24 protein-coding genes and 1 riboswitch are annotated in these 24,831 nt (G+C 69.3%); of the genes, 15 read left to right on the plus strand and 9 right to left on the minus strand.

The window, feature by feature from the left end; genetic code table 11:
* Window positions 1–174 precede the first annotated feature (174 nt).
* Both ABZ928_RS36445 and ABZ928_RS36450 read left to right on the plus strand, forming a co-directional pair.
* A complete protein-coding gene (locus ABZ928_RS36445; protein ID WP_361528367.1) occupies window positions 175–765 on the plus strand; it encodes an N-acetylmuramoyl-L-alanine amidase in 591 nt (196 codons plus the stop codon).
* Between the two features lie 54 nt (window positions 766–819).
* Window positions 820–1,722 (plus strand): pyridoxal-phosphate dependent enzyme, encoded by a 903-nt coding sequence (locus ABZ928_RS36450; RefSeq protein WP_361528369.1) that lies wholly within the window; start codon window positions 820–822, stop codon window positions 1,720–1,722.
* A gap of 13 nt (window positions 1,723–1,735) precedes the next feature.
* On the opposite strand, the gene ABZ928_RS36455 is transcribed toward ABZ928_RS36450, so the two are convergent.
* Window positions 1,736–3,334, minus strand: coding sequence for a Na+/H+ antiporter (locus ABZ928_RS36455; protein ID WP_361528371.1), 1,599 nt, complete (start codon window positions 3,332–3,334; stop codon window positions 1,736–1,738).
* Between the two features lie 103 nt (window positions 3,335–3,437).
* On the opposite strand from ABZ928_RS36455, the gene ABZ928_RS36460 reads away from it, so the two are divergent.
* From ABZ928_RS36460 to ABZ928_RS36470, 3 genes are all read left to right on the plus strand, one after another.
* Window positions 3,438–3,698 carry a UBP-type zinc finger domain-containing protein gene (locus ABZ928_RS36460; protein ID WP_361528373.1) on the plus strand — a complete coding sequence of 87 codons (261 nt, stop codon included), beginning with the start codon at window positions 3,438–3,440 and terminating at the stop codon, window positions 3,696–3,698.
* A gap of 270 nt (window positions 3,699–3,968) precedes the next feature.
* Window positions 3,969–4,382: an anti-sigma regulatory factor gene (locus ABZ928_RS36465; protein ID WP_030784224.1), complete on the plus strand. Its 414-nt coding sequence runs from the start codon at window positions 3,969–3,971 to the stop codon at window positions 4,380–4,382.
* Window positions 4,379–5,476, plus strand: coding sequence for an RNA polymerase sigma factor SigF (locus ABZ928_RS36470; RefSeq protein WP_361528376.1), 1,098 nt, complete (start codon window positions 4,379–4,381; stop codon window positions 5,474–5,476). The genes ABZ928_RS36465 and ABZ928_RS36470 overlap by 4 nt, the downstream gene beginning before the upstream one ends.
* Window positions 5,477–5,502: 26 nt before the next feature.
* Here ABZ928_RS36470 and ABZ928_RS36475 read toward each other — a convergent pair whose 3' ends face one another.
* Complete coding sequence (locus ABZ928_RS36475; RefSeq protein ID WP_361528378.1) at window positions 5,503–5,943, minus strand: hypothetical protein; 441 nt, start codon at window positions 5,941–5,943, stop codon at window positions 5,503–5,505.
* Window positions 5,944–6,161: 218 nt separating this feature from the next.
* Here ABZ928_RS36475 and ABZ928_RS36480 point away from each other — a divergent pair, with 218 nt between their 5' ends.
* Window positions 6,162–7,130: a diacylglycerol kinase family protein gene (locus tag ABZ928_RS36480; protein WP_361528380.1), complete on the plus strand. Its 969-nt coding sequence runs from the start codon at window positions 6,162–6,164 to the stop codon at window positions 7,128–7,130.
* A gap of 319 nt (window positions 7,131–7,449) precedes the next feature.
* Window positions 7,450–7,707, plus strand: coding sequence for a WhiB family transcriptional regulator (locus tag ABZ928_RS36485; protein ID WP_016639615.1), 258 nt, complete (start codon window positions 7,450–7,452; stop codon window positions 7,705–7,707).
* A 226-nt stretch (window positions 7,708–7,933) separates the two neighbouring features.
* On the opposite strand, the gene ABZ928_RS36490 is transcribed toward ABZ928_RS36485, so the two are convergent.
* A complete protein-coding gene (locus ABZ928_RS36490; RefSeq protein ID WP_361528529.1) occupies window positions 7,934–9,400 on the minus strand; it encodes a PAS domain-containing sensor histidine kinase in 1,467 nt (488 codons plus the stop codon).
* A gap of 498 nt (window positions 9,401–9,898) precedes the next feature.
* Window positions 9,899–10,549, minus strand: coding sequence for a TetR/AcrR family transcriptional regulator (locus ABZ928_RS36495; protein WP_361528382.1), 651 nt, complete (start codon window positions 10,547–10,549; stop codon window positions 9,899–9,901).
* Window positions 10,550–10,644: 95 nt separating this feature from the next.
* Between ABZ928_RS36495 and ABZ928_RS36500 the strand changes: the two genes are divergently transcribed.
* The gene (locus ABZ928_RS36500) at window positions 10,645–11,406 is read left to right on the plus strand and encodes an SDR family oxidoreductase (RefSeq protein WP_361528384.1); all 762 of its coding nucleotides are present in this window, start codon (window positions 10,645–10,647) and stop codon (window positions 11,404–11,406) included.
* Window positions 11,407–11,486: 80 nt separating this feature from the next.
* Here ABZ928_RS36500 and ABZ928_RS36505 read toward each other — a convergent pair whose 3' ends face one another.
* Entirely contained in the window at window positions 11,487–12,557 is a 1,071-nt protein-coding gene (locus tag ABZ928_RS36505; protein ID WP_361528386.1) for an SIS domain-containing protein, read from the minus strand.
* Between the two features lie 299 nt (window positions 12,558–12,856).
* Here ABZ928_RS36505 and nagB point away from each other — a divergent pair, with 299 nt between their 5' ends.
* On the plus strand, window positions 12,857–13,642 hold the full coding sequence (nagB, locus tag ABZ928_RS36510) for a glucosamine-6-phosphate deaminase (RefSeq protein WP_361528388.1): 786 nt from the start codon (window positions 12,857–12,859) through the stop codon (window positions 13,640–13,642).
* A 121-nt stretch (window positions 13,643–13,763) separates the two neighbouring features.
* Here nagB and ABZ928_RS36515 read toward each other — a convergent pair whose 3' ends face one another.
* The 4 genes from ABZ928_RS36515 to ABZ928_RS36530 all read right to left on the minus strand — a co-directional run bounded on the left by ABZ928_RS36515 (window position 13,764) and on the right by ABZ928_RS36530 (window position 18,457).
* A complete protein-coding gene (locus tag ABZ928_RS36515) occupies window positions 13,764–15,251 on the minus strand; it encodes a glycoside hydrolase family 3 protein (protein ID WP_361528390.1) in 1,488 nt (495 codons plus the stop codon).
* Between the two features lie 9 nt (window positions 15,252–15,260).
* Window positions 15,261–16,112: a carbohydrate ABC transporter permease gene (locus ABZ928_RS36520; RefSeq protein ID WP_361528392.1), complete on the minus strand. Its 852-nt coding sequence runs from the start codon at window positions 16,110–16,112 to the stop codon at window positions 15,261–15,263.
* Window positions 16,109–17,098 carry a sugar ABC transporter permease gene (locus ABZ928_RS36525; protein ID WP_361528394.1) on the minus strand — a complete coding sequence of 330 codons (990 nt, stop codon included), beginning with the start codon at window positions 17,096–17,098 and terminating at the stop codon, window positions 16,109–16,111. The genes ABZ928_RS36520 and ABZ928_RS36525 overlap by 4 nt, the downstream gene beginning before the upstream one ends.
* A gap of 75 nt (window positions 17,099–17,173) precedes the next feature.
* Window positions 17,174–18,457 carry an extracellular solute-binding protein gene (locus ABZ928_RS36530; RefSeq protein WP_361528396.1) on the minus strand — a complete coding sequence of 428 codons (1,284 nt, stop codon included), beginning with the start codon at window positions 18,455–18,457 and terminating at the stop codon, window positions 17,174–17,176.
* Between the two features lie 319 nt (window positions 18,458–18,776).
* On the opposite strand from ABZ928_RS36530, the gene ABZ928_RS36535 reads away from it, so the two are divergent.
* From ABZ928_RS36535 to ABZ928_RS36560, 6 genes are all read left to right on the plus strand, one after another.
* Window positions 18,777–19,541 carry a GntR family transcriptional regulator gene (locus tag ABZ928_RS36535; RefSeq protein ID WP_361528398.1) on the plus strand — a complete coding sequence of 255 codons (765 nt, stop codon included), beginning with the start codon at window positions 18,777–18,779 and terminating at the stop codon, window positions 19,539–19,541.
* Window positions 19,542–19,630: 89 nt separating this feature from the next.
* Window positions 19,631–21,769 (plus strand): carbon starvation CstA family protein, encoded by a 2,139-nt coding sequence (locus ABZ928_RS36540; protein WP_361528400.1) that lies wholly within the window; start codon window positions 19,631–19,633, stop codon window positions 21,767–21,769.
* Window positions 21,741–21,941: a YbdD/YjiX family protein gene (locus ABZ928_RS36545; RefSeq protein WP_361528402.1), complete on the plus strand. Its 201-nt coding sequence runs from the start codon at window positions 21,741–21,743 to the stop codon at window positions 21,939–21,941. The genes ABZ928_RS36540 and ABZ928_RS36545 overlap by 29 nt, the downstream gene beginning before the upstream one ends.
* 178 nt (window positions 21,942–22,119) lie before the next feature.
* The gene (locus ABZ928_RS36550) at window positions 22,120–22,377 is read left to right on the plus strand and encodes a DUF3311 domain-containing protein (protein WP_361528404.1); all 258 of its coding nucleotides are present in this window, start codon (window positions 22,120–22,122) and stop codon (window positions 22,375–22,377) included.
* Complete coding sequence (gene mctP / locus ABZ928_RS36555; RefSeq protein WP_361528406.1) at window positions 22,374–23,984, plus strand: monocarboxylate uptake permease MctP; 1,611 nt, start codon at window positions 22,374–22,376, stop codon at window positions 23,982–23,984. Before ABZ928_RS36550 ends, mctP begins: the two co-directional genes overlap by 4 nt.
* 88 nt (window positions 23,985–24,072) lie before the next feature.
* Window positions 24,073–24,579: a GNAT family N-acetyltransferase gene (locus ABZ928_RS36560; RefSeq protein ID WP_361528408.1), complete on the plus strand. Its 507-nt coding sequence runs from the start codon at window positions 24,073–24,075 to the stop codon at window positions 24,577–24,579.
* Between the two features lie 87 nt (window positions 24,580–24,666).
* A riboswitch (cobalamin riboswitch) is annotated at window positions 24,667–24,750 on the plus strand.
* Window positions 24,751–24,831: the final 81 nt, after the last annotated feature.

Raw genomic sequence — 24,831 nt, forward strand, 5'->3', positions numbered from 1 at the left:
ACTGGATCTTCGATAACTGGGCAATGGCCGAGATCTCGTACGCCATTCCCGGCCCCGTGTCCGAAACGGCTCGCACACCGTACGAACCGGGTGGTTCCGGGCGTTCTTCTCCGGTACAAGCAGCGGTACGAGGCGACCGCGAGGGGCGGCCGTCGCGCACGCGAAGGAGGCGGAATGTCCCCACCCATGTCCGCGAGCAGTTTCCTGGACGCCCTGCGGGACGAGGGTGTCACCGTCGTCGAGGTGGGCGACTGGAGACATCACAACCGCAACCACAAGGGCCCCTGGGGGCCGGTGCACGGCGTGATGATCCATCACACGGTCACCAAGGGCAGCGAGCGCACCGTCGAACTCTGCCGCGACGGCTACGAGTCCCTCCCGGGCCCCCTGTGCCACGGCGTCATCACCAAGGACGGCCGCGTCCATCTCGTCGGCTACGGCCGCGCCAACCACGCGGGCCTCGGCGACGACGACGTCCTGCGCGCGGTGATCGCCGAGAAGGCCCTCCCGCCGGACAACGAGGCGAACACCGACGGCAACCGCCACTTCTACGGCTTCGAGTGCGAGAACCTCGGCGACGGCGAGGATCCTTGGCCCGACGCCCAGCTGGACGCGATCGAGCGGGTCTCCGCCGCGATCTGCCGCCACCACGGCTGGTCGGAACGGTCGGTCATCGGCCATCTGGAGTGGCAGCCCGGGAAGGTGGACCCGCGCGGCTTCACGATGACGTCGATGCGGGAACGGATCAGGGACCGCCTGAAGTAGCCGCCGTCACGGCACGGATGTCCCGGGGGTGACGACGGGGGCGACAATGGGGGCGTGACCAGCCCCGACCTCGCCGCCCTGCGCCCCCGGCTCCCGTCGCCGCTGCGGGAGATCGAGGACGACCGCTTCGCCCGCCGGGGCGTCCGGCTGCTCCTGAAACGCGACGACCTGATCCACCCCGATCTCATCGGCAACAAGTGGCGCAAACTCGCCCCCAACCTCACGGCCGCCGCCGGCCGCGCGGTCCTCACCTTCGGCGGCGCCTACTCCAACCACCTCCGCGCGACGGCCGCTGCCGGACGCCTCCTGGGCCTCCCCACGATCGGCGTGGTCCGCGGCGACGAACTCGCCGGCCGCCCCCTGAATCCCTCCCTGGCCCGCTGCGCGGCCGACGGCATGCGCCTCCACTTCGTCGACAGGTCGACGTACCGCCGCAAGTCCGAGCCGTCGGCCCTGGCGGAGATGCTGAGCGCCGCGGGGGCCGAGGACGCGTACGTCGTACCGGAGGGCGGCAGCAACGCGCTCGCGGTACGGGGATGCCGGGCGCTCGGCGAGGAGCTGCGGGGGCGGGCCGATGTGGTCGCGGCGGCGTGCGGCACCGGGGGCACCTTCGCGGGGCTGGCGGCCGGACTGGGGGGCGGTCAGCGGGCGTTGGGGATACCGGTGCTCAAGGGCGGTTTCCTCACGGCCGACATAGAGGGTCTCCAGCGGGAGGCGTTCGGGGCGCGGGTCGGCGACTGGTCCCTGGACGACCGGTTCCACTTCGGGGGGTACGCGCGCGCGACACCCGAACTCGACACGTTCGCGGCGGACTTCGAGGAGCGCCACGGCCTGCCCGTCGAACGTCTCTATGTCGCCAAGTTGCTGTACGGACTTGTCGCCCTGGCGGAGGAGAACGCCTTCAGGCCGGGGACCACGGTGGCCGCCGTGATCACCGGGGCCCCGTTCGGCGGCTGACCGTTCGCCGTCGTCAGGCTGCCTCCCGGTACGCCGCCGCCTCCTCCAGGTCCAGCCTGCGCAGCAGCGTCCGCAGCATCTCGTCGTCGATGTAGCGCCCGTCGCGCAGCTTCACGAAGACCGCGCGTTCGGCGCCGATCATCTCGCGGGACAGCCGCCGGTAGGTGTCGTCGACGGTCTCGCCGGTGATCGGGTTGACCTGGCCGAGGCGTTCCCAGACGGCGTTGCGACGGCGTTCCAGGACGCTGCGGAGGCGGTCGGCGAGGGGTTCCGGGAGGCTGTTGCGTTCGTCGGAGAGGAGTTCGTCCAGACGGCGTTCCGCGGCCCGGGAGGCCTGCGCCTGGGCGTTGGCCTCGGCGAGGGTCTCGGCCTGGGCGTCGCGGCCGGGCAGCTTCAGCACGCGGATCAGCGGCGGGAGCGTGACGCCCTGGACGACCAGGGTGCCGATGACCGTCGTGAACGTCAGGAAGAGGATCAGGTTGCGGCCGGGGAAGGGCTCCTCGCCGCCGTGCAGGGTCTCCGGGATCGAGAAGGCGATCGCCAGCGAGACCACGCCTCGCATCCCGGCCCAGGCGATGACGAACGGGCCCTTCCAGGTGGGGTTGTCCTCGCGTTCGCGGATCCGCGCGGAGAGGAGCCGCGGGAGGAACGTCGCCGGATAGACCCAGACGAACCGCGACACCACGACCACCAGGAAGACGGCCACCGCGTACCAGACGGCGCGGACACCCTCGTACTCCCCCAGATCCTTGAGTACGACGGGCAGTTGCAGGCCGATGAGGGCGAACACCGACGACTCCAGGACGAAGGCGACCATCTTCCAGACGGCGTCTTCCTGGAGGCGCGTGGCGAAGTCGACCTCCCACGCGCGGTGTCCGAGGAAGAGGGCGACCACGACGACCGCGAGGACTCCGGAGGCGTGGAACTGTTCGGCCGCCGCGTAGGCGACGAAGGGGATCAGGAGGGAGAGGGTGTTCTGGAGGAGGGGTTCCTTGAGGTGGGTGCGCAGCCAGTGGATCGGGACCATCAGGACCAGGCCGACCGCCACGCCGCCGACCGCCGCGAGCAGGAACTCGCCGATGCCGCCCGCCCAGGACGCGCCCTCGCCTACCGCGGCCGCGAGGGCGACGCGGTAGGCGGTGATCGCGGTGGCGTCGTTCACGAGGGACTCGCCCTGGAGGATCGTGGTGATCCGGGAAGGCAGCCCCACGCGGCGTGCCACCGCCGTCGCCGCGACCGCGTCCGGCGGCGCGATCACCGCGCCGAGCACAAGTGCCCCGGTCAGCGACAGGTCCGGCACGATCTCGTAGGCGGCCCAGCCGACCGCGAAGGTCGCGAAGAGCACGTACCCCACGGACAGCAGCGCGACCGGGCGCAGTTGGGCCCGCAGGTCGAGATAGGAGCTGTCGGTGGCCGCGGAGTGCAGCAGCGGGGGCAGGACGAGCGGCAGGACGACGTCCGGGTCGAGGGTGTACTCCGGGACCCCCGGGACGTACGAGAAGACCAGCCCGGCGGCGACCAGCAGCAGTGGCGCCGGCACCGGGGTGCGCCGGGCCGCCGCGGCGACCGCGGCGCTGCCCGCCACCAGCAACAGCAGTGGCATCACGTCCATGACCCTCGCCCGCCCTCGTTCATCGTCTTCGTGGTCTTCATCGTCGGCCGCCCGCATCGTTTTTCCGCGCGGGCTTCCGCACAGCCGACGTAATCTGGCAATCATGAAACAGTGCACGCACGCCGACGCGCTGCCGCACCCGGAACCCGTGCCGTTGAACGACACGTGCCCGGAGTGTCTGAAGCTCGGCCAGCACCCGGTACAGCTGCGGCTGTGCCTCGACTGCGGTCATATCGGCTGCTGCGACTCCTCGCCGGGAAGACATGCCACGGAGCACCACAAGGAGTCCGGGCATCCGATCATGCGCACGTTCGAGCCCGGTGAGAGCTGGCGCTGGTGCTTCCTCGACCACGTACTCGTGTGAGCGCGGACCGCCGCGGGACGACTCCGGTTCTGGACGGTTCGACGGTCTGACGTCTGGGTACGTCAACCCGGCGCGCGTTCTTCCCAATTGGAGCCGCAGACCCCTAGACACGGAGCGTATCCACAGTTTTACTGTGAGTGACGCCGAGGGGTTGGGGTCCTGGGGACAGGAAAGTTGAGAGCGCGATAGCGTCACCGTCGAACCACACTTCGCGTTACCCCGAGGGGCGACCCTCGGCCCCGAAATGCTTGTACCACCTTGGAGGTGAGGGTGTCCCAGATCGCAGGCGAGCCCGCGACCCAGGACTTCGTGGAAGTCCGGCTGCCGGCTGCGGGTGCCTACCTGTCGGTGCTGCGTACGGCGACCGCCGGACTCGCGGCCCGTTTGGACTTCACCCTCGACGAGATCGAGGACCTGCGCATCGCGGTGGACGAGGCCTGCGCGATCCTGCTCCAGCAGGCCGTGCCCGGCTCGGTGCTCAGTTGTGTGTTCCGCCTTGTCGACGACTCGCTAGAGGTCACCGTGTCGGCCCCGACCACGGACGGTCACGCCCCCGCGCGTGACACCTTCGCCTGGACCGTCCTGTCCGCGCTCGCGGGCAAGGTCTCCTCGGCCGTGGACGACGACAAAACCGTTTCGATCAGCCTCTACAAACAGCGCGGCGCGGGACCCGGGCCGGCGTGAGGACAGGGGACGGGCCGGTGCGTGACGAAGAGCGCGGCACACGGGAGCTGCCGGCCGAGGGCACAGGCGGGTCCCGACGCATGGGGGACGGAGTCAACGGCATCCCCGAACAGGCCCGGCAGCATCCGGTGGACGACGCGCCGGAGGCCGGCTTCCTGGACGACGGGCAGCGGGATCAGGAAGGTGCCGTGCAGAGCTCGCCTCTGGACGGACGGATCGGGGTCTCCCCTGTCCGAGCAGAGACGAGGGCTCGGGGAAGGGCGACGGGCGGGACGATGAGCGAGCACGAGCGAGACGATCAGCAGGGCGAGCGGAGCGGGCAGGCCACGCAGCACGACCCTCAGGACCGCAGCGGGGCGCGCGCGCTGTTCATCGAGCTGCGCAAGCTGAAGGACGGCAGCCCGGAGTACGCGGAGCTCCGGAACAAGCTGGTCCGGATGCATCTGCCGCTCGTCGAGCACCTCGCGCGCCGCTTCCGCAACCGCGGCGAGCCGCTGGACGACCTCACCCAGGTCGCCACCATCGGCCTGATCAAGTCGGTCGACCGCTTCGACCCGGAGCGCGGCGTCGAGTTCTCGACGTACGCGACCCCGACGGTCGTCGGCGAGATCAAGCGGCACTTCCGCGACAAGGGCTGGGCGGTCCGGGTGCCGCGGCGCCTCCAGGAGCTGCGCCTCGCGCTCACCACGGCGACCGCGGAACTCTCGCAGCAGCACGGCCGCTCCCCCACGGTCCACGAGCTCGCCGAGAAGCTGGCGATCTCGGAGGAGGAGGTCCTGGAGGGCCTGGAGTCGGCGAACGCGTACTCCACGCTGTCCCTGGACGTCCCCGACACGGACGACGAGTCCCCGGCAGTCGCGGACACCCTGGGCGCGGAGGACGAGGCGCTGGAGGGCGTCGAGTACCGCGAGTCCCTCAAGCCGCTCCTTGAGGATCTGCCGCCGCGCGAGAAGCGGATCCTGTTGCTGCGCTTCTTCGGCAACATGACCCAGTCGCAGATCGCGCAGGAGGTCGGCATCTCCCAGATGCACGTCTCCCGGCTGCTGGCGCGCACGCTGGCCCAGCTGCGGGAGAAGCTGCTGGTGGAGGAGTAGTCCCGCGCGGGCCGCCGCCGCGCGTTCTACTTCTCCGCGTTGCCGGGCCCGCGGATCCCGAGGGCCCGGGTCGTCTCGCCGTTGACGAGCAGCACCAGCGCGGCGATCGCGACGACCGCGAGCGCGATGCCCGCCGGGATCGCGATGCTGTCGGCCTGGAGCAGGTTGTAGGCCACGGGCAGCGCCATGATCTGCGTGATGACGGCGGGCCCGCGGCTCCAGCTGCGCTGCCCGAGCAGCCCGCGCGCGGCGAGCAGCGGCAGCAGCGCGAGGACGACGAGCGTGACCCCGCCGGTGACGGCGGACTGCCGGTCGTCCGGCTCGCCCGTGAGCCCCTCCACGAGCATCCAGACACCTCCGGCGACGAGCGCGAGCCCTTCCAGCGCGGCCAGAAGGGCGGCGTAGGTCAGGCGGCGCGGGCGGGGGTCGACAGTTTCCGGGGCGACGGGGTTCTGCTCACTGCTCACCCCAGAAGAGTAGCGCCGGGCCCGGCAGCGCCCTGAAGGGGCGCGGGGAACTGCGCGACCAGCCACGATGAGCCCGCAGACGGACGACGGCATTGCGCGGCACCCCCTTCCCCGCCCTCCCCGCGGAGCGGCTCCGTGGCAAGGTTCACGTACCGATCTCTTACGTGATCCCTACCTCGACCTGTGCCGAGTACCACCCAGTAGGTACGCTGCAACCCATGCGTGCACTTCTCGTGGTCAATCCGGCAGCTACCACCACAAGCGCACGTACGCGCGATGTCCTGATCCACGCGCTCGCGAGCGAGATGAAGCTCGAGGCGGTCACCACCGAGTACCGCGGCCACGCGCGCGACCTGGGCCGCCAGGCGGCGGAAAGCGGGAACATCGACCTGGTGGTCGCCCTCGGCGGCGACGGCACGGTCAACGAGGTCGTGAACGGCCTGCTGCACGCGGGCCCCGCCCCGGAGCAGCTCCCCCGCCTCGCCGTGGTCCCCGGCGGTTCCACCAACGTCTTCGCCCGCGCCCTGGGTCTGCCCAACGACGCCGTGGAGGCGACCGGCGCGATCCTGGACGCGCTGCGCGAGGGCAGTGAGCGCACGGTCGGCATGGGCATCGCCTCGGGCACGCCGGGCACCGAGGACGAAGGGGTGCCGGCCCGCTGGTTCACCTTCTGCGCGGGCCTCGGCTTCGACGCGGGTGTGGTCGGCCGGGTCGAGCAGCAGCGCGAGCGCGGGAAGAAGTCCACGCACGCCCTTTATCTGCGCCAGGTGGTACGCCAGTTCCTCCAGGAGCCGAACCGCCGGCACGGCACCATCACGCTGGAGCAGCCGGGCCAGGACCCGGTGACGGATCTGGTGCTGTCCATAGTCTGCAATACGTCGCCGTGGACGTATCTGGGCAATCGTCCGGTGTACGCGTCTCCTAAGGCCTCGTTCGATACCGGGCTCGACGTACTCGGTCTCAGCCGTATGTCCACGGTCGCGGTTGCCCGATATGGCACCCAGTTGCTCGCTTCGTCCCCCGAGCGCGGACCCCATGGCAAGCACGTCACATCCCTGCACGACCTGACCGAGTTCACCTTGCATTCGAAGGTCCCTCTGCCCCTCCAGATGGACGGCGACCACCTCGGGCTGCGTACGAGCGTGACGTTCACAGGCGTACGCCGTGCACTGCGTGTGATTGTGTGAGCAGAAAGGGCTGAAGTCCTTTCACTCGAACGTTTAGGCCAGGATCCACCCCATGGAAGTACGGCTGTGACCTAGTCGACACCGAGGAATCAAAAAAAACTTTCCGGAAGGGGTTGTATCCGCCGCTGAGGTTTGCGAGTCTCTACGTGGCGATCGGGACAGCCCGCAACACCGGCTCCACAGATCACCGGAACCCCTCTTCAACTCACAGGACCTCGTCAGGGAAACCTGACGGGCGGCCCTTCACTTGTTGAGGGATTCGTGAAAGCGTTCACATTCACAAGCAACTTGCACGTAATACCAAGGAGAGGTAGCAGCCATGGACTGGCGTCACAACGCCGTTTGCCGCGAGGAAGACCCCGAGCTCTTCTTCCCCATCGGCAACACCGGTCCTGCGCTGCTGCAGATCGAGGAAGCCAAGGCCGTCTGCCGCCGCTGCCCCGTCATGGAGCAGTGCCTGCAGTGGGCGCTCGAGTCCGGCCAGGACTCCGGCGTCTGGGGTGGTCTCAGCGAGGACGAGCGTCGCGCCATGAAGCGCCGCGCCGCCCGCAACCGGGCCCGTCAGGCTTCTGCCTGACGCACCCACCCCGCCTGAGCTTGGCGGCGCGTACAGCGAGTACGCATCTCCCGCCCCCGAGCCGCAGCGCGCAGTACCCCCGATGCGCAGCACAAGCTGGCAACGAGCATTCGAGCCCCGGACCACTTCTGGTCCGGGGCTTCTTGCTGTGCCCGGGCACTGAACACGGAGCGTTTCAGACCTACTTGCCGCGCCCGCCGCACGCGCCCGTCCGTACGTGCTCGCCCTACTTGTTCGCGCGCACCGGGACGTCCAGGAGCACCCGGGTGCCGCCCTCCGGCGCCGGGACCATGTCGAACGTTCCGCCCAACTCGCCCTCCACCAGGGTCCGTACGATCTGGAGGCCGAGGTTGCCGGCGGTGTGCGGGTCGAAGCCCTCGGGGAGGCCGACGCCGTCGTCCTGGACGGTGACGAGCAGGCGGGCCTCCTTCGTCGTACCGCCGCGGACCGCCGAGACCTCGACCGTGCCGGTGTCCCCTTCGCGAAAGCCATGCTCAAGGGCGTTCTGGAGGATCTCGGTGAGGACCATCGAGAGCGGGGTGGCGACCTCGGCGTCGAGGATGCCGAAGCGTCCGGTGCGCCGGCCGGTGACCTTGCCGGGCGAGATCTCGGCGACCATCGCGAGGACCCGGTCGGCGATCTCGTCGAACTCCACGCGCTCGTCCAGGTTCTGGGACAGCGTCTCGTGCACGATCGCGATCGACCCGACCCGGCGTACCGCCTCCTCCAGCGCCTCTCGGCCGCGGTCGGAGTCGATGCGGCGGGCCTGGAGGCGGAGGAGGGCGGCGACCGTCTGGAGGTTGTTCTTCACCCGGTGGTGGATCTCCCGGATGGTGGCGTCCTTGGTGATCAACTCGCGCTCGCGGCGCCGCAGTTCGGTGACGTCGCGGAGCAGGACCAGCGAACCGATGCGGGTGCCCTTGGGCTTGAGCGGGATGGCCCTGAACTGGATGACCCCGTCGCCGGACTCGATCTCGAACTCGCGCGGGGCCCAGCCGCTGGCGACCTTGGCGAGCGCCTCGTCCACCGGGCCGCGGGTCGGGGCGAGTTCGGCGGTGGTCATGCCGAGGTGGTGGCCGACCAGGTCGGAGGCGAGGCCGAGGCGGTGGTAGGCGGAGAGCGCGTTCGGGGAGGCGTACTGGACGATGCCGTCGGCGTCGAGGCGGATCAGGCCGTCGCCGACGCGCGGGGCGGCGTCCATGTCCATCTGCTGGTTCGCGAACGGGAAGGAGCCGGCCGCGATCATCTGCGCGAGGTCCGACGCGCTCTGGAGATAGGTCAGTTCGAGGCGGCTCGGGGTGCGCACGGTGAGCAGGTTGGTGTTGCGCGCGATGACACCGAGGACGCGCCCCTCCCGTCGTACGGGGATCGACTCGACCCGCACCGGGACCTCCTCGCGCCACTCCGGGTCGCCCTCGCGCACGATCCGGCCCTCGTCGAGCGCGGCGTCGAGGAGGGGGCGGCGGCCGCGCGGGACGAGGTGGCCGACCATGTCGTCCTGGTAGGAGGTGGGGCCGGTGTTGGGCCGCATCTGGGCCACCGAGACATAGCGGGCGCCGTCCCGGGTGGGCACCCACAGGACGAGGTCGGCGAAGGAGAGGTCGGAGAGCAGCTGCCACTCCGAGACCAGCAGATGGAGCCACTCCAGGTCGGAGTCGTCGAGGGCGGTGTGCTGGCGGACCAGCTCGTTCATGGAGGGCACGGGTGCGAGCGTACCTGGCGGTATGTATGTGGCCTACTGCACCTTCCCGGGGGATAACCCCCGGACCCCCAGCAGAAAAGCGGGTTGGCCCCGGCGACCGGCGCGGATATCGCGGGGCGAACCGAAGTGAACGGGCGCAGAAACACCCGCGGGCCGCGGCGCCTGAGAGGGACCCTCAACCCTCTCGGCACCGCAGCCCGGAGCAATATCGGCCACGGGGTGTGCGGTCCCGGACGGCCGAAGGATGAGGAGCCGGGGCAGTCAGGGCAGAGAGCACCGGTTCCTCGGTCCGCCTTCCTGTGCGGGGAAGACGGAAGTCCGTGTTTTCAGTTCTCTACACACGATTGTGGACTAGACCACTTCATGTGTCCATGCGTTGGAGCCTGTTTGTTGTTGTCGGCTCGCCGAGCGTCCCCGAGGGGCCTGGACCCCCGCTGGAGAACTGATCGGACGCCCTAGCATCCATCACGCAGCCTAACCCGTGTGGGTTCATGTGCGGGGCCAGATGGCCATGGCAATTTCCGCGAGCGCCTCCAGTTCCGCCCGGCTCGCCCCGTCCCGCGCCTGTTGCGACATGCCGGTGACGATCGCCCCGGAGTGCCGGGCGAGAGCGGCGGCGTCGGTGCCGGGCGGGAGTGCGCCGGTGGCGATGTCCGCCCGGATACGACTCTCGAAGGCGGCGATGGTGGCGTTGCGCCGGTCGCGCAGGGAGTCCGCGACCTCCGGGGTCGTGCAGTTGATGGCCGCGTGGGCGACCAGGCAGCCGTGCGGGTGGCCGGGGTCCGTGTACATGGCGGCGGCCTCCCGCAGGGTCCGCGCCACGACGGCGCGGGCGGTGGGTTCCTCGGCGAGGGCGCGGTCGGCGAAGGAGGCGTAGCGGGCGGTGTAGACGCGGACGGCCTCGTCGAAGAGCGAGGCCTTGTCGCCGAAGGCTGCGTAGAGACTCGGAGCTCCGATGTCCATGACCCGGGTGAGGTCGGCGACCGAGGTCGCCTCGTAGCCGTGCTCCCAGAAGGCCAGGATCGCCTTCTCCAGGGCGGTCTCCCGGTCGAAGGAACGGGGCCGGCCGCGGGGCTTGGGCGCGGGCCCGGCCTTCGCCGCGGGCCCGGCCTTCGCCTTCGTCTCCTCGCTGTTCACCATGGAGTGCATTTTATAGCGGGTGCTAGAGAATTGTCGGTGGGCTGTTGTACGGTCTTTCTGTATCGGTCGTTAGCGAATTGCGAGGGGGCGTCGGCATGGGTGGCACAGGTGTGCTCGCGGGCAGGACGGCACTGGTCACGGGGGCGAGCAGGGGGATCGGACGGGCGGTGGCCGAGCGGCTGGCGCGGGACGGGGCGCGGGTCGCCGTGCACTACGGCAGCAATGAGGCGGCGGCGAAGGAGACGGTGACCGCCATCGAGACGGCGGGCGGCAGCGCCTTCGCGATCCGCGCCGAGCTGGGGGTGCCGGGGGACGCGGAGTCCTTGTGGGAAGCCTTCGACCGGCATGCGCAGGGAGTGGACATCCTGGTCAACAACGCGGGCATGGCGTTCTTCGCGGGCATCGAGCAGACGGACGAGGAGCTCTACGACCGGACGCAGGCGGTCAATGCCAGGGCACCGTTCTTCATCGTCAAGCACGGCCTGCGGCGACTGCGCGACGACGGCCGGATCATCAACGTCACGGCCGCCACGGACTCCGCCATCGCCCCGATCGCCGCCACCCACATGGCCAAGGGCGCGGTCACCACCCTGACCCGCTCACTCGCCGCCGAGCTGGCACCTCGCGGCATCACCGCCAACTCGGTCGGACCCGGCTTCATCGACACCGACCTGACGAGCGCGGCCCTGGCCGACCCCGCGATACGGGCGCACGCGGAGTCCGTCTCGGTGTTCAAACGCGTCGGTACGGCGTCGGAGGTGGCCGATGTGGTGGCATTCCTGGCGTCACCGGACTCCCGCTGGGTCACGGGGCAGCACATCGACGCGACCGGGGGGTCACTGCTGAGCCTGCACTAAGGGTGAGAGCCGGACTGGGCTCGCCGACTCTCGCCGACTCTCGCCGACTCTCGCCGACTCTCGTCGGCTCTCAGCGGGTCTCAGCGGGTCTCCGTCACCTTCGCCAGGGCGCGCGGCGCGTCAGGGTCCTGGCCGCGGGCGATGGTGACCTCGTGGGCGAGGAGTTGCAGCGGGATGATCTCCAGGACGGGCTGGAGTTCCTCGGCGACGCCCTCGGTGGGCAGGACGAAGCCGGCCGAGGCCTGGGCGACCTGACCGGCGGGGCCGATGACGACCAGGTCCGCGCCCCGGCCGCGCAGCCGGTCGAGGACGGGCTGGAGGGCCTCGCCGCCCTTGCCGTCGGTGACGACCGCGATGACCGGGGAGACGTTGTCGACCATGGCGAGAGGGCCGTGCAGGAGGTCGGCGCCGGAGTACGAGAGGGCGGGGATGTAGCTGGTCTCCATCAGCTTGAGGGCGGCCTCCTTGGCCGTGGGGTAGCCGTAGCCGCGCGAGGTGATGACCATGCGCTCGGCGAAGCGGTAGCGGGCGGCGAGGGCACGGACCTCGTCCTGGCGGTCCAGGAGCCGCTGGGCCAGGTCGGGCAGGACCTTCGCCGAGGCACCGTCACCGCCGCGCAGGCCCTCGACGAAGAGATAGAGCGCGAGAAGGGAGGCCGTGTAGGTCTTGGTCGCGGGGAGGGCTCTCTCCGGTCCGGCCATGATGTCGATGTGGTACTCGGAGACACCGGCCAGCGGGGAGTCCGGGTTGTTGGTGACGGCGAGGGTGATCGCACCGGCCTCGCGGGCGGCGCGGGTCGAGGCCACCAGGTCCGGGGAGCCGCCGGACTGGCTGACGGTGACGACCAGGACGTCGGTGAGGTCGGGACGGGCGCCGTACGCCGTGGTGGTCGACATCGAGGTCAGACCGCAGGGCAGGCCGAGGCGGATCTCCAGGAGGTACTTGGCGTAGAGCGCGGCGTTGTCGGAGGTGCCGCGGGCGGTGAGCAGGACGAAGCGGGGTGCGCGGGCGGCGATCTCCTGGGCGACCTGGCGGATGCCGGGGGCACCGTCCTCCAGGATCCGGCGCAGCACGGCCGGCTGCTCGGCCATCTCGCGGGCCATGATGCGGCCGGGGAGTTCGCTCTGGGGGGCCGGTGTCGTGGTGGTCATGCGGGTCGTCCTCCCGGGTGGGCCGTGGATGTCGGGGTCACGCTTCCGTGGCAGCGCTTCGGTGGCAGCGCCTGCATGGCATCTCCTATTGCACTCCCCCGGGTGCGGGGACGCCTGTGCGGGGTGGGGATCCGTGCGTCCGACACCTCGTCCTGGCACCTCGCCCCGGCACCTCGCCCCGGCACCTCGTCCACACCTGGTCGTGGCCGCCTTGTAGGGGCCGCTTCACCTGGGCAGGAAAAGCTGGTTCTGTTAAATTGGTCTAAACCACATAGCCCTTTCAGAACGGCAGGCCCAGCGTGGAAGTTGTCATCGTTCCGGACGCCAAGTCGGGCGGCGAGCTCATCGCCGAGGCCATGGCTCAGCTCCTGCGGCGCAAGCCGGACGCGCTGCTCGGCGTGGCCACCGGCTCGACCCCGCTGCCCATCTATCAGGCGCTGACGGCGAAGGTGCGGTCCGGCGCCGTGGACGCCTCGCGGGCGCGGATCGCGCAGCTCGACGAGTATGTGGGGCTGCCGGCCGAGCACCCGGAGTCGTACCGGTCGGTGCTGCGGCGCGAGGTGCTGGAGCCGCTGGGGATCGGGATGGACTCCTTCATGGGGCCGGACGGGACCGCGGAGGACGTGCAGGCGGCGTGCGAGGCGTATGACGCGGCGCTGGCGGGCGCCGGGGGTGTGGATCTGCAGTTGCTCGGGATCGGGACCGACGGGCACATCGGGTTCAACGAGCCGTGTTCCTCGCTGGCCTCTCGGACTCGGATCAAGACGCTCACCGAGCAGACGCGGGTGGACAACGCGCGGTTCTTCGACGGGGACATCGCGCAGGTGCCGCATCACGTGATCACTCAGGGGATCGGGACGATCCTGGAGGCGCGGCATCTGGTGTTGCTCGCGACGGGTGAGGGCAAGGCGGACGCGGTGGCGGCGACGGTGGAGGGGGCGGTGGCCGCGGTGTGTCCTGCGTCGGCGCTGCAATTGCATCCGCATGCCACCGTGGTTGTCGATGACGCCGCCGCGTCCAAGTTGAAGCTGGCGGATTATTTCCGGCACACGTTTGCCAACAAGCCGGATTGGCAGGGGATTTGAGGGTAGTTCGCGGGGTGCGGGCCGTATGTGGCTGGTCGCGCAGTTCCCCGCGCCCCTAAGAGGCAAAAGCAGGCGCCGGTTCCCTTCCAAGGAACCGGCGCCTTTCTCGTCGTACTTCGAGTTACTCCCCCGCGATGACCTCCGCCGCCGCCCGTCCGCACACCCTCGCCGCGCCGTGGGTCGCGATGTGCAGGGTGCCCCGGGGAGGGGACTGGGGGACGCCCATCTCGACCACGATGGTGTCGGGGCGGGAGCGGAGGACGGTGTCCAGGGCCGTTGTCATCCAGGGGTGGCGGTGTTCGTCGCGGACCACGGCGACGATGCGGCGGGGGCCAGCGGCGGCTAGGGCGGCCATGCCGGCGCCGTCCTCGGTGAAGCTGCCGGTCTCGGTGCCCGGGAGGAGGCGGGAGAGTTCGGCGGCTACGCCCCAGGGGGTCTCGTCGCCGACCGCGATGTTGGCGACCGGGGTGAAGGCGGCGACGAAGGGAGGGTCGGTCAGGGGGGTGAAACCCTCCTTGCCGGTCAGCGTCAGGGCGCGGCGGGCTGCGCGGAGGCCCACCTCCGGGTCGGCGTCGGGCTCCGTGTCCGCCGCCGCGGCCGCTGCCGTCCAGCGGGCGAGGGAGCGGACTCGGTCCGCCGCGTCGGCGAGGCGTTCCTCGGGGAGGTCGCCGGAGCGGACCGCCCCGACCAGGGCGTCCCGCAGGCGGCGTACCGTCTCGTCGTCCGCCAGGCCGCCGCCCACGCAGATGGCGTCGGCGCCGGCGGCGATGGCCAGGACGCTGCCGCGTTCGATGCCGTAGGTGGCCGCGATGGCCTGCATCTCCATGCCGTCGGTGACGATGAGTCCGTCGTAGCCGAGTTCGGTGCGCAGGAGGTCGGTCAGGACCTTGCGGGACAACGTTGCCGGGTGGTCGGGGTCCAGGGCCGGGACCAGGATGTGGGCGCTCATCACCGCGCGGGTGCCGGCGGCGATCGCGGCGCGGAACGGGGACAGTTCGCGGGACATCAGCACCGAGAGGTCCGCGTCGATGCGCGGCAGGGCGTGGTGGGAGTCGACCGCCGTGTCGCCGTGGCCGGGGAAGTGCTTGGTGCAGGCCGCCACTCCGGCCGACTGGAGGCCGGTGACGTAGGCGGCGGTATGGCGGGCGACCAGGTCGGCGGAGGCGCCGAAGGAGCGGACGCCGATCACCGGGTTCGACGGGTTGGAGTTGACGTCCGCCGACGGGGCCCAGTTGAGGTTCACTCCGCAGGCCGCGAGACGGCGGCCCAGTTCGGAGGCGACCTGCCTTGTCAGGTCCACGTCGTCCACCGCGCCCAGCGCGTGGTTGCCCGGGAAGGAGGAGCCGGTGCGCACCTCGAGGCGGGTGACGTCACCGCCCTCCTCGTCGATGGCGACCAGGACGTCGTCGCGTTCGGCGCGCAACTGGGCCGTGAGGGCGGACAGTTGGTCCGAGGAGGCGATGTTGCGGCCGAACAGGCCCACCGAGGCCAGGCCCTCCCCCAGGCGGCGCAGCAGCCAGTCGGGGGCGGTGGTGCCGGTGAAGCCCGGCTGGAGGACCGTCAGGGCGTCGCGGGTCAGTGTGTCTGTGCCGCTGGCGAAAGTCGTCATCGGGTGGCGTTATCCCTTCACCGCGCCGGCGGTCAGGCCCGCGGCCATCTTGCGCTGGACGAGGAGGAACAGGACGACGATCGGCACGGCCATCATCGTGGAACCGGCCATCATCGGGGCGTACTCGGTGCCGTGCTTGGTGGTGAAGTTGCCGAGCCAGACGGTGGCGGTCTGGTTCTCCTGGCTGAGCAGCATGAGGGCGTAGAGGTACTCGTTCCAGGCCTGGATGAAGCCGTAGACCGAGGTGGCGACCATGCCGGGGGCCAGGAGCGGGAAGACCACGCGGATGAAGGCCATGGTGCGGGAGCAGCCGTCCACCATCGCCGCCTCCTCCAGCTCCTTCGGGATGTTGACGATGAAGCCGCGCAGCGTCCACACCGTGAAGGGGAGGATGAAGGTCAGGTAGGTGAGGATCAGGCCGGACAGCTTGTCGTACTGGCCCAGGTCGTTGAGGAGCAGGAAGACCGGGATGATCATCGCGACCAGCGGGACCATCTGGACCGCCAGGATGCCCACGATCACGATCTTCCGGCCGCGGAAGGCGAACCGGGAGATGGCGAGCGCCGCCAGCAGGCCGATGACGATGCCGATCGCCACCACCGAGAGCGAGACGATGAGGCTTCGGCCCACCGGGCCCCAGAAGTCGGCGATGTTCAGCGCCCGGCTGAAGTTGGAGAAGGTGACGCTCGTCGGCAGCAGGCTCGGGTCCGGGTCGATGGCGTCCTTGGCCGGCTTGAAGGCCGTGTTGAGCATCCAGTAGACCGGGAAGCCCGCGGTGACGAAGACGAGGAGACCGAGGAGGTTCCAGCCGAGCCGGGACCTGCCGCGCCCCCGCGCGGTTGCCGTACTCATGACGCTCATTCGACTTCCCCGATCTTCAGCATCTGGCGCATGTAGACCGCGACCACGCCGAGCAGGAGCAGCACGGTGAGCAGGGCGATCGCCGAGCCCTGCGCGTAGTCGTTGACCACGAAGGCGCGGTCGTAGGAGTACGTGGTGAGGAGCTGGAACTCGGCTTCCGGATGTCCGTTGCGCATCACGAAGACCTGCGGGAAGACGCCCATGTCCCAGATGACCGAGAGGGTCGTGAGCATCACGATGATCGGCTTGAGGATGGGGAGGGTGACGTATCGGAAGACGCCCCAGGCGCCCGCGCCGTCCAGGCGGGCCGCCTCCTCCAGCTCGGCCGGGACCTGGGTCAGGCCGGCGCTGAGGGTGATGACGACGAAGGGCACCGCTCCCCAGACCACCAGGAGCATGATCACGGCCAGGCCCTGCGGTCCGCTGGCGAACCAGTTGTGGCCGACCATCTCGACCCCGGGCAACTTGCTGAGCAGCGCGTTGAGGATGCCGTAGTCGGCGTCGAACAGCCACTTGAAGACGGTGGTGGCGACGATGATCGGCATGCCCCAGCTGGCCACGAGGGCGATGTTGACGAGGGTCTTCACCCAGCCGGAGACCCGCTGGAGGAGCAGCGCGATCAGCATGCCGATGACCATCGTGAAGATGACGCAGCCGGCCGCGAAGACGATCGTGCGGACGACGACCGCCCAGAACTCGCTGTCGCCCAGCACGCCCGTGAAGTTGTCGAAGCCGACCGACTCGGCGGGCTGGAAGCCCCACAGCTGGGACTGCCCGAACTTCTGGAAGGACAGGGTGACCAGGCGGACCAGCGGGTAGCCCATGACGAGGGCGAGGATCAGCAGACAGGGGGCGAGCAGCAGCCAGGGGGTGCCGGCGCCGCCCGAAGTCCGGCCTCTGCGTGGCTTTTTCGCGACCGCGGGTGGCGGCGGCGCCTGCCGCGGGGGCGGCACCTTGGCAGGGGTGGTGGTCTCTGCGGCACTCATCGCGCGCTCCTCAGCGGTCCCTCAGGTCGTACGAGAAGCAGGGCCCCGTCGTGCTCAACGGGGCCCCGCCGGTGGTCACTTGGTGTTGATGACCTTGTCGATCGCGGCGTCCGCTTCCTTCGCGGCCTCCTCGACCGTCTTCTTGCCGGTGCCGATGGACTGGAGCATGGTCTGGAGGACCTGGGCCTTCTCGACCTGGCCCCAGCCCGGCGCCATCGGGACGAACCAGTTGGACTCGGCCGCGGTGGCCGGGACCGCGGTCGCCGGGTCGTTCTTCAGGGTGGCGAGGTCCGTCTTGTTGTTGGGCAGGTTGCCCTTGGCCATCAGGCCCTTCTGGCCGGAGGAGCCCGCGAAGGCGTTGATCCACTCGGCGGCGACGGCCTGCGCGTCGGACTTCACCGGGACGGCGAGGTCGGAACCGCCCAGGAAGACCGGGAGGTTCTTGCCGGACGGGCCGGGCATCACGAAGTTCTCGACGTTGTTGGCCAGCTTGCCGGTCTTGTCGTTCTCCTTGGCCGCGGCGGTCGCGCCCTCCCATGCGGGGGCGAAGATCATGCCGGACTTGCCCTGGCCGTAGACGATGTAACGGTCGGACTCGTCCTTGGTCTTGTCGCCGTGCATGTACTTGTCGACGACGTTCTGGAACGCCTTGAGGCCCTGGATGGACTCGGGCGAGGAGAGGTTGGCCTTCCACTGGCCGCCCGACTCGACGGCGATGGAGCCGCCGGCGTCGTAGACGAAGGACATGGCCGCGTACCAGTCGCGGGTGGGCTGGTACCAGGCGGAGAACTTGTTCCCCTCCTTCTTCTGGACCTTGTCCAGGGCGGCGGTGAGCTCGGTGTAGGTCTTCGGGGCGGACTTCACGCCGACCGAGGCGAAGAGGTCCTTGCGCCAGTTGGCGACACGGCCACCGGCGTAGTACGGGACGCCGTAGGTCTTGCCGTCGTAGGTCACCGAGGCCTTGAGGCCGTCCAGCCAGGCGCCCGAGTTGTCGAACTTCGCCGGGTCGACGGGGGCGAAGGCGCCCTTGACCATGTAGCTGAGCATCTCGGTGTTGCCCATCTCGACCACGTCGGGGGCCTTGTCCGTGGCGAGGACCGCGTCGAGCTTGGCGTTCTTGTCCGGCCAGCCGTAGTACTCGTGCTTGATCTTGATGCCGGGGTGCTTCTTGGTGACCGCCGCGTCGGCGGCCTTCACCAGCTCGGGCCAGTTGTTCTGCGCGTCGACCGTGAGCCAGACGGTGAGTTCCTTGGCGTCCGCGCCGCTGTTGTCCGAGCTGCCACTGTCGCTGTCACCACACGCCGCGATGGAGACCATCATGCCCGCGATACCGATCGCGGCTATCAGCTTGCGCTTCACGCCACCCTCCTCAGGGATGCCCACACCCCCCACCCATGGAGCTGGGATCTGGACCAATGGTGTAGACCAGTAGGGGGAGCTTGGACCAGACCAGAAGCGCTGTCAAGGGTCCTAGAAAAGGCCCTGACCAGCCGTTATGGGACCTACATATGCAGGAACCTTTAAGTAAGAAGCCAGCGAAAACACCGGCAGCGGAGTACTCTCGTCCGCTATACCACTCACCTCTGTGGACTAGACCAAAAGAGGCGGTGACGGTATACAGAAGGGATCACGACGGGATCGTCCTCGTGACCCGCATCCGGAGCCGGGAAGGCAGACCATGAGCAGCGATGTCAGCAGTGCGGAGACCGAGGGTGGGGCCGGCGTCCGTACCGCGCGCGTGCCCAAGTACTACCGCCTGAAGAAGCACCTGCTCGACATGACGGAGACACAGTCGCCCGGCACGCCGGTCCCGCCCGAGCGCACCCTCGCCGCCGAGTTCGACACCTCGCGCACGACGGTCCGCCAGGCCCTCCAGGAGCTCGTGGTCGAGGGCCGCCTCGAACGCATCCAGGGCAAGGGCACGTTCGTCGCCAAGCCGAAGGTCTCCCAGGCGCTCCAACTCACCTCGTACACCGAGGACATGCGCGCCCAGGGCCTCGAACCCACCTCCCAGCTCCTCGACATCGGCTACATCACCGCCGACGACCGCCTCGCCGAGCTCCTCGACATCACCGCCGGCGGCCGGGTGCTGCGCATCGAGCGCCTGCGCATGGCGAACGGCGAGCCGATGGCCATCGAGACCACCCACCTCAGCGCCAAGCGCTTCCCGGCGCTGCGCAGGTCACTGGTCAAGTACACCTCCCTCTACACGGCCCTGGCCGAGGTGTACGACGTCCATCTCGCCGAGGCCGAGGAGACCATCGAGACCTCCCTGGCCACCCCGCGCGAGGCCGGCCTGCTCGGCACGGACGTGGGCCTGCCCATGCTGATGCTGTCCCGGCACTCCATCGACAAGGGCGGGGAGCCGGTGGAATGGGTGCGGTCGGTGTACCGGGGGGACCGGTACAAGTTCGTGGCGAGGCTGAAGAGGCCGGTCGACTGACCGCCCTTGCAATACGGCTCGCGGTGTAGCGCAACTGCACATCCTGCTCTACGGTCCTTCCGTCTCCATATGGACGGGAGGACCGCGCTGTGCGTACCGCGAACGTCCGAACCATCGCCATCTGGACCCTTGTCGCGCTGATCGGCGCCACCGGCTGGGCCGTGCTGGCTCTGGCGCGCGGTGAGGACGTCTCCGCCGCCTGGATGGTCGCCGCCGCCCTCGGCACATATGCGATCGCGTACCGCTTCTACGCGAAGTTCATCGCGTACAGGGTCCTCAAGGTCGACGGGACGAGGGCCACCCCGGCCGAACGCCTCAACAACGGCATCGACTTCCACCCCACCGACCGGCGCGTCCTGCTCGGCCACCACTTCGCGGCGATCGCCGGCGCCGGACCGCTCGTCGGGCCCGTACTGGCAGCGCAGATGGGCTACTTGCCCGGCACGATCTGGATCATCGCGGGCGTCGTCTTCGCGGGCGCGGTCCAGGACATGGTGGTGCTGTTCTTCTCGACCCGCCGCGACGGGCGGTCCCTCGGTCAGATGGCCCGGGAGGAGATCGGTCCCTTCGGCGGCGCGGCGGCGCTGATCGCCGCGTTCGCCATCATGATCATCCTGCTCGGGGTGCTGGCCCTGGTCATCGTCAACGCCCTCGCCCAGTCGCCGTGGGGCACCTTCTCCATCGCGATGACGATCCCGATCGCTCTGCTCATGGGCTTCTATCTGCGCGTCCTGCGCCCCGGCCGGATCGCCGAGGTCTCCCTCATCGGCGTGGCGCTGCTGCTGCTCGCACTGGTCGCGGGGCGCTGGGTCGCCGAGTCCTCGTGGGCCGACACCTTCACGCTCGCGCCCTCGACGCTGGTCGTCTGGCTGGTGGCGTACGGCTTCATCGCCTCGATCCTGCCGGTGTGGATGCTGCTCGCACCCCGCGACTACCTCTCCACGTTCATGAAGATCGGCACGATCTTCCTGCTCGCGCTCGGGGTCGTCATCGCGCTGCCGACGCTGAAGATGGACGCGGTGACGGACTTCGCCTCGCGCGGCAACGGGCCGGTGTTCGCCGGGTCGTTGTTCCCGTTCGTCTTCATCACCATCGCCTGTGGGGCGCTGTCGGGCTTCCACTCGCTCATATCGAGCGGCACCACGCCGAAGATGATCCAGAAGGAGACGCAGGTCCGGATGATCGGCTACGGCTCCATGCTGATGGAGTCGTCCGTCGCCATCATGGCGCTGGTCGCGGCGAGCATCATCGACCCGGGCCTGTACTTCGCGATGAACGCGCCCTCGGGAGCCATCGGCACCACCGTGCAGGAGGCCTCGCGGGTGGTGACCGGCTGGGGCTACTCCATCTCCCCCGACGACCTGGCCCGCGCGGCCGAACGCGTCGAGGAGTCAAGCCTGTTGTCCCGGACCGGCGGCGCGCCCACCCTCGCCATCGGTGTCTCGGAGATCTTCTCCAAGGTCACCGGCGGAAGCCTGCGCGCCTTCTGGTATCACTTCGCGATCATGTTCGAGGCGCTGTTCATCCTGACCGCGCTGGACGCCGGCACACGCGTGGGCCGGTTCATGCTCCAGGACATGCTGGGCAATGTCATCAAGCCCTTCAAGAACGTGAGTTGGAAGCCCGGACTGGTCATCACCAGCGCGCTCGTGTGCGGGCTGTGGGGGTACTTCCTCTGGGTCGGCGTCCATGAGCCGCTCGGTGGGATCAACCAGCTGTTCCCGGTCTTCGGCATCTCCAACCAGCTGCTCGCCGCCGTCGCCCTGGCCGTCTGCACCACGCTGCTCGTGAAGTCCGGGCGCCTCAAGTGGGCCTGGATCACCGGGATCCCGCTCGCCTGGGACGCCACGGTCACGCTGACCGCCAGCTGGCAGAAGGTGTTCTCCAGCGACCCCAAGGTCGGCTTCTTCAAGCAGCGCCAGGTGTTCCAGGACGCCATCGACGACGGCAGGATCCTGCCGCCCGCCAAGAGCATGGACGACATGCGCACCGTGGTCACCAACTCGACGGTGGACGGCGTACTGACCGCGATCCTCGCGCTGTTGATCGTGGTGGTGATCGCCGACGCCCTGCGGGTCTGCGTCCGGCACATCCGCCGCCCCGCGCTCTCCACGCTCAGCGAGTCGCCGTACGTCGAGTCGAAGCTCGTCGCCCCGGCCGGGCTGATCCCCACCCGGGAGGAGAAGGAGGAGGCACGCCATGAGGTCGGCGCTCCGGCGGGCACTTAGGGGTGTGCGCTGGTATGTACGGGAGTTGACCGACGAGTCGGCGTACGACCGCTATGTCGCGCACGTCCGCGGGGAGCATCCGCAGGCGGACGTGCCGACCCGGCGGGCGTTCGAGCGGATGCGGACGGACCGGCAGGAGGAGGATCCGCGCCAGGGTTTCCGCTGCTGCTGAGCCCGCCGCCGACACACCTCCGCCGGCCCACCTCTGACACCGATGTCAGACCTCTTGTCGGACCTTCACCGAATCGACATACCGATATGCGGACGAGGTCTTCCACTCCTGTCACACCGTGACCTAGATTGCCTGCGCGTTACACGGTGATCAGTGATGAGGGGATCGGAGCCGCCGCATGTCATCAGATTCGCCCGAGGCCAGACCACCGGTGGTGACACCGGTCCGGGTGGTCATCGCGCTCTGCCTCCTCGCGCCCTTCGTGGCGATGCTGTGGGTGGGCTCGTACGCGAAGGTCGACCCGACCCTCGCCGGCATCCCGTTCTTCTACTGGTACCAGATGCTCTGGGTGCTCCTCTCCACCGCGCTGACGATGGTCGCGTACAAGCTGTGGCAGCGTGACCAGCGCGCCCGCAAGGGAGGTGCCACCAAGTGAAGAACGACGTGAACGGCGTCGCACTCGCCGTCTTCATCCTCTTCTTCCTGGCCGTCACGGTCATGGGCTTCCTCGCCTCGCGCTGGCGCAAGGCCGAGAACGAGCACACCCTCGACGAATGGGGCCTGGGCGGCCGGTCGTTCGGCACCTGGATCACCTGGTTCCTGCTCGGCGGCGACCTCTACACGGCGTATACGTTCGTGGCGGTCCCGGCGGCGATCTACGCGGCGGGCGCGGCCGGCTTCTTCGCCGTGCCGTACACGATCCTCGTCTACCCGCTGATCTTCACCTTCCTGCCCCGCCTCTGGTCGGTCTCGCACAAGCACGGCTATGTGACGACGTCCGACTTCGTGCGCGGCCGGTGGGGTTCGAAGGGCCTGTCGCTGGCGGTCGCCGTGACCGGCATCCTCGCGACGATGCCGTACATCGCCCTCCAGCTCGTCGGCATCCAGGCGGTCCTGGACGTGATGGGCGTCGGCGGCGGCGAGAACACCAACTGGTTCGTGAAGGACCTGCCGTTGCTGCTCGCCTTCGGCGTGCTGGCGGCGTACACCTACTCCTCGGGTCTGCGTGCCCCGGCGATGATCGCGTTCGTCAAGGACACGCTGATCTACGTCGTCATCGCGGTGGCGATCATCTACATCCCGATCAAGCTGGGCGGGTTCGACGAGATCTTCGGCGCGGCGAACGACAAGTACACCGCCGCGAAGGCGGGCGGCCTGGTCCCGCCGGAGGCGGGCCAATGGACGTACGCCACGCTGGCGTTGGGCTCCGCGCTCGCGCTCTTCATGTACCCGCACTCGATCACCGCGACGCTCTCCTCCAAGAGCCGTGAGGTGATCCGCCGCAACACCACGATCCTGCCGCTGTATTCGCTGATGCTGGGTCTGCTCGCGCTGCTGGGCTTCATGGCGATCGCGGCCGGAGTCAAGGTCACCAACCCGCAGTTGGCGATCCCGCAGCTCTTCGAGGACATGTTCCCGAGCTGGTTCGCGGGCGTGGCCTTCGCGGCGATCGGCATCGGCGCGCTGGTCCCGGCGGCGATCATGTCCATCGCGGCGGCGAACCTCTTCACCCGCAACATCTACAAGGACTTCATCAAGCCGGACGCGACGCCCGAGCAGGAGACGAAGATCTCCAAGCTGGTCTCGCTCCTGGTGAAGGTCGGCGCCCTGATCTTCGTCCTGACGATGGACAAGACGGTCGCCATCAACTTCCAGCTCCTGGGCGGCATCTGGATCCTCCAGACCTTCCCGGCCCTGGTCGGCGGCCTCTTCACCCGCTGGTTCCACCGCTGGGCCCTGCTCGCCGGCTGGGCGGTCGGCATGATCTACGGCACGGTCGCCGCGTACGGCGTCGCCTCCCCGACGCAGAAGCACTTCGGCGGCTCCTCGAAGGAGATCCCGGGCATCGGCGAGATCGGCTACATCGGCCTCACGGCGTTCGTCCTCAACGTCCTCGTCGCCGTGGTCCTCACCTTCGTCCTGAGGGCCGCCAAGGCCCCCGAGGGCGTGGACGAGACGAGCCCGGCGGACTACACGGCGGACGCGGGCGACCCGGGCGTGGAGGTCGAACTGCCCCCGGCGACGGCGGGCGCCGCGCACTGACGGTTTTCGCACCAAGGGTTACGGTGATCAGCGGGCCGTCGGAATATCCGGCGGCCCGCTGTCGTACCCGTCGGGCACACTCGCCCTCATGGACATCGAGATCCGGGCGGCGGACCCGAGCGAATACGACACCATCGGCGAGATCACGGCCCAGGCCTATCTCCTGGACGACCTCCTGGCCTTCGGCGAGAGCGACTGGTACCTCGGCGAGTTGAGGGACGTCGCCAAGCGCGCCGCCTCCGCGGAGGTGCTCGTGGCCGTCCTGGGCGGCGAGCCCGTCGGCACCGTCACCTACGTCTCCCCGGCCGGCGGACACATGGCCGAGCTCTCCCGCCCCGGCGAGGCGGAGATCCGCATGCTGGGCGTCGCGCAGGCGGCCCGTGGCAGAGGCGCCGGAGAAGCCCTCGTACGCGCCTGTGTGGACCGCGCCAAGGCCACGGAGGGCTGCACCGGCATGGTCCTGTCGACCCAGCCGATCATGCACGCGGCCCACCGCATCTACGAGCGCCTGGGCTTCGTCCGCGCCCCCGAGCGCGACTGGCGGCCGATCGAGGGCGACGACTTCACGCTCGTCACCTATGAGTTGACGTTCTGACACGCTCCGAAGTCACCGCGACACAACATCTGGGGGCGCCAACAGAACCCGGCACAAGATGTATGCTCATGCTCGCTGTCGCCGCAGGGGAATCCGGTGTGAATCCGGAACTGTCCCGCAACGGTGTACTTGTGCATGCCTTGTGCGTGTACGGGAGTCAGTCCGAGGACCTGCCGACAGCGTGCCCGGCCATCGTGGACCGGGTGCCATTGACGTCCGGGCCTCGTGGAATGGGCCGGTGGACGCGACGCC

Source organism: Streptomyces sp. NPDC046909 (genome assembly GCF_040644695.1).
Classification (GTDB): domain Bacteria; phylum Actinomycetota; class Actinomycetes; order Streptomycetales; family Streptomycetaceae; genus Streptomyces.